At 70.2% G+C, this 7808-nt stretch carries 7 protein-coding genes; 5 read left to right on the top strand and 2 right to left on the bottom strand.

The features are described from left to right. Nucleotides 1–162 precede the first annotated feature (162 nt). The gene (locus tag ACWF94_RS18080; protein WP_453488739.1) at nucleotides 163–1152 is read right to left on the bottom strand and encodes an aldo/keto reductase; all 990 of its coding nucleotides are present in this window, start codon (nucleotides 1150–1152) and stop codon (nucleotides 163–165) included. A 566-nt stretch (nucleotides 1153–1718) separates the two neighbouring features. On the opposite strand from ACWF94_RS18080, the gene ACWF94_RS18075 reads away from it, so the two are divergent. The 3 genes from ACWF94_RS18075 (at nucleotide 1719) to ACWF94_RS18065 (ending at nucleotide 5441) form a co-directional block, all read left to right on the top strand. After that, nucleotides 1719–2768: a glycosyltransferase family 2 protein gene (locus ACWF94_RS18075; protein ID WP_453488736.1), complete on the top strand. Its 1050-nt coding sequence runs from the start codon at nucleotides 1719–1721 to the stop codon at nucleotides 2766–2768. Nucleotide 2769: 1 nt separating this feature from the next. Further along, nucleotides 2770–4278: a DUF6056 family protein gene (locus ACWF94_RS18070; RefSeq protein WP_453488733.1), complete on the top strand. Its 1509-nt coding sequence runs from the start codon at nucleotides 2770–2772 to the stop codon at nucleotides 4276–4278. A gap of 206 nt (nucleotides 4279–4484) precedes the next feature. Next, entirely contained in the window at nucleotides 4485–5441 is a 957-nt protein-coding gene (locus tag ACWF94_RS18065) for a WD40 repeat domain-containing protein (RefSeq protein WP_453488730.1), read from the top strand. Between the two features lie 96 nt (nucleotides 5442–5537). Here the strand turns inward: ACWF94_RS18065 and ACWF94_RS18060 are convergent, their stop codons facing one another. Beyond that, on the bottom strand, nucleotides 5538–6395 hold the full coding sequence (locus ACWF94_RS18060) for a TetR/AcrR family transcriptional regulator (protein WP_453488727.1): 858 nt from the start codon (nucleotides 6393–6395) through the stop codon (nucleotides 5538–5540). A gap of 119 nt (nucleotides 6396–6514) precedes the next feature. Here ACWF94_RS18060 and ACWF94_RS18055 point away from each other — a divergent pair, with 119 nt between their 5' ends. Continuing rightward, nucleotides 6515–7486 carry an ATP-binding cassette domain-containing protein gene (locus ACWF94_RS18055; RefSeq protein ID WP_453488724.1) on the top strand — a complete coding sequence of 324 codons (972 nt, stop codon included), beginning with the start codon at nucleotides 6515–6517 and terminating at the stop codon, nucleotides 7484–7486. Further along, nucleotides 7483–7808: ABC transporter permease (locus ACWF94_RS18050; RefSeq protein WP_453488722.1), on the top strand; the 326-nt coding region annotated here is incomplete at its 3' end. The genes ACWF94_RS18055 and ACWF94_RS18050, both read left to right, overlap by 4 nt.

Genomic DNA, 7808 nt, shown 5'->3' with positions numbered 1-7808 from the left:
CCCCAGAGCTTCGCCTGGGCGGTACCCCCAGGCGAGGCTGAATTGGCGCACCCGGGCAGGCAAATTCAGCCCGTCCGGCGTTTGAGGACGGACCCCCGGCCGCGGGGCCCGAGCGGGACGAGTGGCCTGGGCCCAGTCCTCAGGCGACGCATCCGCAGAGCGTCACCAGGCGAAGGATTCCGGCGACGCGCCCACCGGGGGAAACAGGTCGTCCAGCTCGGCGAGCAGCTCCTCGCTCAGCTGGAGTTCGATCGCGCGCAGGGCGCCGGTGAGCTGGTCCGCGATACGGGGGCCGACGATGGGGCCGGTGACGCCGGGGCGGCTGAGCAGCCAGGCGAGGGCGACCTCGCCGGGCTCCAGGCCGTGCTTGGCGAGGAGGTCCTCGTAGGACTGGATGCGGTCGCGGACGCCGGGCCGGTCCAGTGCGCTCCCGCCCCTCCCGGAGGCCCGCCGTCCGCCTTCTGTCGTCTTCCGGATCACTCCGCCGAGGAGCCCGCCGTGCAGCGGTGACCAGGGGATGACGCCGAGCCCGTACTCCCGCGCCGCCGGGATGACCTCCATCTCGGCGCGGCGCTCGAAGAGGTTGTAGAGGCACTGCTCGCTGACCAGTCCGTACGAGCCCCGACTACGGGCGATCTCATTGGTCTGGGCGATCTTCCAGCCGGGGAAATTGGACGACCCGGCGTAGAGGATCTTCCCCTGCTGGATGAGGGTGTCGACGGCCTGCCAGATCTCCTCGACGGGGGTCAGCCGGTCGATGTGATGGAACTGGTACAGATCGATGCGGTCGGTCCTGAGCCGCTTGAGGCTGGCCTCGACGGAGCGGCGGATATTGAGCGCGGAGAGTCTGTGGTGGTTGGGCCAGGGATTGCGGTCGGCGGTCATGTCCCCGTACACCTTGGTGGCGAGGACGACCTTGTCCCGGCGGTCGCCGCCCTGGGCGAACCAGCTTCCGATGATCTCCTCGGTACGGCCCTTGTTCACACCCTCGCCGTAGGTGTTGGAGGTGTCGAAGAAATTGACACCCGCGCCGAGGGCGGTGTCCATGATGCGGTGGGCGGCATCCTCTTCGGTGTGAGGGCCGAAGTTCATCGTCCCGAGGACGAGTCGGCTGACCTTGAGTCCGGTGCGTCCGAGCTGCGTGTACTCCATGGGCACCAAGCCAACGCCCTGAAGCGGGCTCGAAGCAAGAGCGCGGACGGCGTACCCGGCGGTCGCCGCCGCGACGGACCGGGGCGGGATGAGCGCCCGGAGGCCCTGCGACGCGGCCCGGCCCTGGGCCGGAGATCGCCAGAGGTACGGCCATGACCAGGGGTACGGCCAGGAACACGGACAGGAGTTCGGGCAAAACCGAGGCGCTGAGTACGGCCAAATGGGACGGTAGCGCAGGGTGATGCGGGAGGGCACCGGAATCCCGTCCCGCTGAACGGGCGTTCCACGGCACCGATTCACGGCGGAACACGTCCTCTACGGGGGGAGCCGCGCTCAGTCGGCGGTGGCGGACACGAGGGGGTGTCACGCATACCCCCGGGGGACAAGCCGCGCCACGGGGGCGTTGCCTTCCCGGCTCACGCCGGGGTGCCCGCGCACTATGTATCCGACAGAACACCAGGGCGTGATTCCGCATCAGTTCGGGAAGCGGCGGCCCGTACCGAAGAAAGCAGCAAGCAGCGATGCCACAGATTTCGATTGTCGTACCGTGCTTCAACGAGAGTGAGGTGATCGACACTTTTCACAGCACACTGATCGGCGTTCTGGAGCCGATCGGGTCTTCTTTCGAGATTTGCTATGTGGATGACGGCAGCGGCGACGACACCCGCGACCGGCTGAAGAAACTCAGCGCCGCCGACCCCCGGACCCGGTACACCTCGTTCAGCCGTAACTTCGGCAAGGAATCGGCCATGCTCGCCGGGCTGCGGATGTCCCAGGGGAATGCGGTCGTCGTCATGGACTCCGACCTCCAGCACCCCCCGAAACTGATTCCCCGCATGCTGGAACTGCACCAGCACGGCTATGACCAGGTCATCGCACAGCGCGACCGCACGGGTGAGGGCGTGGTGCGCACCGCGCTCAGCCAGGCGTACTACCGGCTGGTCCGCCGCTTCATGGATGTCGAAGTCATCGACGGCGCGGGCGATTTCCGGCTGCTGTCCCGGCGCGCGGTCAACGCGCTGCTGTCCCTGCCGGAGAGCAATCGCTTCTCCAAGGGGCTCTTCTCCTGGATCGGCTTCGACACCGTCAGTTTCAGCTACGAGAATGTGCAGCGGGCGGCCGGACAGTCCAAGTGGGGCGGGCGACGGCTCCTCAACTACGGTATCGACGGGCTGATGTCCTTCAACAGCCGCCCGCTGCGCATGGCCGTCCACGCCGGTCTGTGGCTCTTTCTCTCCGCGCTCGCCTATGCCCTGTGGATCGTGGCGAATGCCATCGCGCATGGTGTCGAGACACCCGGATACGCGACCCTGATCGCGGTCATCGTCGGTATGAGCGGGGTGCAGATCACCACGCTCGGGGTGATCGGCGAGTATGTGGGCCGTATCTACCACGAATCCAAACACAGACCGCACTACGTGGTCCGGGAGACCGATGAATCGGCCGTGCCGCCGTCCCTGCCGAACGATGTGATCGCGGGCCCGGTCGACCAGCATGTCTCCGAGAGCCCGGGTCCGGTCGACGGGCATGTCTCCGATCGCCCCGGCCCGGTCGACGGGCATGTCTCCGATCGCCCCGGCCCGGTCGACCGTCGCGTCCCCGAGAGGCAGAGCTGACATGGCCGTCGACACTTCCCGGGCGACCAGGACCCCGGAGCCACCGGAGCCCGACGCCGGGCCGGAGCCGAAGCGCCCCCGGTGGACGGAGTACTGGCCGCTGGCTCTGTCCCTGCTGCCGCTCGGTCTGCTGACCCTGGCGTCCTGGTACGGCCGTCATGTGCGCCCCAGCGCGGACGAGTGGTGCTTCCTCCCGCATGTCCGGGACGAGGGCATCTCGGGCCTGGTCGGCAAGTTCTACTTCACCGACAACGGACGGGTGGGCAACGGCCTGCTCGTGGGCCTGTACACGAAGTTCCCGGTCGCGGGCCATCAGTGGTACGCGGTGATCAGCGCGGTGGTGATGCTGGCGCTGCTGTGGGCGCTGACGGTGGCGCTGCTGCGCCGGGCGGGTCTGCGGGTGCCGCGCGGGGTGCCGCTGCTGGTCGCCGGGATGGTCGCGGCGGTGTTCCTGTTCGCCACGCCCAACACGTACAAGACGTTCTACTGGCCCGCCGCCTCCGTCTCGCACACCCTCGCCCCCGTCCTCTGTGTCGCGGCGGCGATCCCGCTGCTGCGGGCGGGCACCCGCCGGGCCCGTGCCGTCGCGCTCGCCGTGGTCGTCGGCGCTGGCGTGTTCATGGGCACGCTCTCCGAGGAGGCGTCCGTCGTCTCGCTCGTGGTGCTGTCGGGCGTGGTGCTCTTCGCCCATCTGATCTTCGCCGAGCGGGTCAGGCGCGCGGTGCGCGTGTGGTCGCTGGCCGGGATGGCGGGGATCGCCGCCGGCACCCTGGTGCTGGTGACCTCCCCGGGCTCCCGGAACCGCCGGGTGCGCTATGACGCCGAGAGCGTGTCCATGCTCGCGCCGGAGTCGCTGAAGGGTTCGCTGCGGGGGTACGGGGAGATCCTCACCACCGTCTTCTCGACCTGGCAGTACGCGGGCGCGCTGGCGGCGGGTGTGCTGCTCGGCCTGCTCGCGCGCGGGGGCGGCGACCGGGGGTCCGTCCTGCTCCCGGTGCGGGCGCGGGTGCTGATCCCGCTGGGCGCGGCGGCGTTCCTGGTCTCCGGCTTTCTGTGCACGGTCATCACGTACCCCGTCTTCGGGGCGAGCGTGGTGACCACCGAGCGCACCTGGAACGACTATCTGCTGGTGTACGTCCTGGTCCTGGTCGGCACCGGCGCGTTCCTGGGCCGCGCGCTCCGGGGCCGCTCCCTGGCCGCGCCCGTCGCCCCGCTCGCCACCGCGCTGGCCGCCGTGGTGTGCGCCGCGACCGTGCTGAGCCTGACCGGTCCCGTACGGGAACTGGCGGGCGACATGAAGGCGCGGGCGGTGAAGTGGGACCGCCAGGACGCGTATCTGCGCGAGGGCGCGGCGCGCGGCGAGAAGGTCATGCCGTACACGCCGACCAAGGTGGGCAGGATGCTGGAGCCGTTCGCGAACAAGGGCCGCAAGCGGTGGCCCGCGCAGTGCACGGCGGACTACTACAACCTGGAGAGGCTGACGTACGCGGAGCGGATGCGGCTGCCTTGAGGAGCGAGCGCCCGGTGCCGCTCATGTCGCCCAGGGCGGCGCCGCCCCGGCCCTGCCGTGGTGCCTTGGGCGCCACCCGTGCCGTCCCGGCTGATGCGGCCAGGTGCCGCCCGTGCTGCCCGGTCCCGCTTGTGCCGTCCCGGGCCCCGTACGGTGCCGGGGGCGGTGAACACCGTGGTGCGACGGCGGGATGGCAGGCTGGTGGCATGCGCTCGCTTCCGTATGTCACCGGTGCCGCCCTCCTGCTGCTGGCGGCAGCCGCCCCGGCCACCGCCGCCGGCTCCGACTTCACGATCGAGGACCCGAGGATCACGGAGTCCAGCGGGCTCGCCGCCAGTCGGGCGCATCCGGGGATCTACTGGACGCACAACGACCAGGACGAGCCCCGGGTCTTCGCCGTCGACTCCCGGACCGGGAAGACGGTCGCGACGGTCACCCTCAGGGGGGTCGGCAAACCCCGTGACATGGAGGCGATCTCCATCGGCCGGGACGGGAACGTCTATGTCGGCGACATCGGCGACAACCTCAACGGCAGCTGGCCGCATGTCTGGATCTACACCTTCCCCGAGCCGAAGGCCCTGAGGGACATGACCGTGCGCGCCACCCAGTACACGGTGAAATACGCGGACGGGCCCCGCAACGCCGAGGCGCTGATGGTGCACCCCACCACCGGGCGGGTCTATATCGCCTCCAAGAACGAGGACGGCGGCGGCCTCTACGAGGGCCCGGCCAAGCTGACCGCGACCGGCACCAACACGTTCCGGCGCGTGGGGGAGGTGCCCTGGGTGACGGACGGCGCCTTCTCCCCGGACGGCGGGGAACTCGTCCTGCGGTCCTACTTCAGCGCCCGGGGCTACGCCTGGAAGAACGGCCGCCTCGGCGCCGACCACCGGGTGAAGGCCCCCGTCCAGGGCCAGTCCGAATCCGTCACGTACACCGCCGACGGCAAGGCCCTGATGTTCGGCACCGAGGGCGAGCGCAGCGAGGTGGAGCGGGTGGGGCTGCCGGACGGCGGCTCCAAGTCGCCCTCCCGGGCGGCGGGTGCCGCGTCGGACGGGGACGGGGACGGGGGCGACAAGTCGACCTTTACGTACGGGGTGCTGGTCCTCGCGGGCGCGACGGCGCTGGTGCTGGGTCTGAAGCGGCTGCTGCGCCGGGGGTAGACGCGCCGGGCTCCCGCCGCCGAGGGGGGAGCCTGCCCGGCGGATCCTGCCGGGCCCGTACGCCCTGGGCCGGGGAGGTCCCAGGCCCCAGCGCCTTCAGGCGGTGGGGTCGCCCGGCGGGTCCGCTTGCGCCCCGCGGTCCGCTTCCGCCTCGCGGTCCGACTCGGCTGATTCGGCTGATTCGGCTCCGCGGTCCGCTCCCTCCTCGCGGCGGCGGACCAGCGAGTCCAGTCCGTCGATCAGCCTGGCCAGCCCGAACTCGAAGTGGTCGAAGTCGTCGGTGAAGCTGTCCTCCGAGAGCAGCTCCATCATCGGGTAGTCCCCGCTCTCTATCGCCCGTTCCAGGAACGGCTGCTGACGCTTCCAGAAGTCCTCGTGACTCTGCCCGGTCGCGTCGACTGCCTCCTCCGCCTCTGCCTCCATCCGGGCGATGCCCTGCACAAAGCTCTGCAAGGAGATGATCACCGAGATCTTCTCGGTGTCGGCGAGCCGCATGTCCTTGAGCCCGATCAGCGCGGCCTCCAGGCTCCGCAGCGCGCTGGGGCCGAGGACGGTGCGCGCCTGGTTGACCTTGAGCAGCCAGGGGTGGGCGCGGTAGAGGGCGAGATAGCCGCGGGCGATGGAGTCCACGGCGGCGTGCCAGTCGACGTACTCCCCGGGGGCCGGGGGATCCCAGGGGCCCGGGTCGCTGACGCGGTCCAGCATCAGATCGAGCAGTTCGGCCTTCCCGGGGACATACCGGTACAGGCTCATCGTGCCGGTGCCCAGGTCCGTGGAGAGCCTGCGCATGGAGACCGCGGCCAGGCCGTCCGCGTCGGCCACCTCGATGGCCGCCGTCACGATCCGGTCGAGGCTCAGTCCGCGCTTGGGCCCGCGGGTGGGGCGCTCGCCCGTGCCCCACAACAGCTCCAGGCTGCGTGAGACATCCCCGCTGCCGCTGGTTTCCGTCGTCATGGCCTCACCTTAATCCTCTGTGTCCAACCGGTTGGAACAAGAACTGAGTACGGTGTACTCTCTTATGAGTACACCGTACGCGAAGGTGTGCCGCTCGTCCCCGAACAGCAGGAGGAAGCATGTCCGAATACGCAGTCGAGGCCACTGCGCTGGAGAAGCGGTACGGCGAGAAGCGCGCGCTCGCGGGCTTCGACCTCGCCGTCCGCAAGGGCACGGTGCACGGCCTCCTCGGTCCGAACGGCGCGGGCAAGACCACCGCCGTGCGCGTTCTGGCCACACTGCTGAGGTTCGACGGTGGACACGCCCGGGTGGCCGGTGTCGATGTGGCGCGCGATCCCCGTTCCGTACGCCGCAGGATCGGGCTCACGGGGCAGTACGCGGCCGTGGACGAGGCGCTGACCGGACGCCAGAACCTGGAGATGTTCGGCCGGCTCTTCCACCTCGGCGCCCGCAGGTCCGCCCGGCGGGCCACCGAGTTGCTGGAGCAGTTCGATCTGGTCGAGGCGGCGGACAAGGGAGCCGACGGCTACAGCGGCGGCATGCGCAGGCGGCTCGACCTGGCCTCGTCGATGATCCTCGCCCCCGATGTGCTGTTCCTGGACGAGCCGACGACCGGGCTCGACCCGCGCGGCAGGGGCGAGGTGTGGGCGGCGGTCCGGGAGCTGGTCGCGGGCGGGACGACGGTGCTGCTGACCACGCAGTACCTGGACGAGGCGGACAAGCTCGCCTCGCACATCACGGTCATCGACCAGGGCCGTGCCATCGCCGACGACACCCCCGACGTACTGAAGAACACGGTCGGCGGCGACCGGATCGAGGTCGTCGTCGCCGACGCCGCCGATCTCGCGTCGGCGGTCGCGGCGGTCGCGCGGGTCGCCGACACCATCCCGGAGCGGGACGAGACCGAGCGCCGGGTGCACGCGGCGGTGAGCGACCGGGTGGCCGCTCTCACCGATGTGGCCCGCACGCTGCAGGACCAGGGGATCGCGGTGGAGGACATCGGTCTGCGCAGGCCGAGCCTCGACGATGTCTTTCTCCGCCTGACCGGACACCGTACGGCTACGGAGAGCACGAAGGAGAGTGCGGCATGAGCGACGTCCTGGAGAAGAAGAGCGAGAAGAGCGGGAAGCGCGCGCCCGTCACGGCGGGCGCCGGCAAGGTCGATCTCAGCCCGGAGAGCGGCGCCGAGCGCCGGGTGTACTGGGCGGTCGTGGACAGCGCGAACCTGGTCCGCCGCGAACTGCTCCACTACGGCCGCCACCCCTCGTACATCGCCTGGCAGCTCGGGTTCCCGATCATCTCGGTGCTGCTGTACGGCTATGTCTTCGGCGGCGCGATGAAGCCGCCGGGCGGTGGCGACTACCGCGACTTCCTGATGCCGGGCATGTTCGTGATGACCATGGCCTTCGGTCT

The organism is Streptomyces sp. NPDC055078, assembly GCF_053607985.1.
The sequence above is the reverse complement of the archived record's forward strand: the minus strand, read 5'-3'. Positions and strand labels throughout refer to the sequence as shown.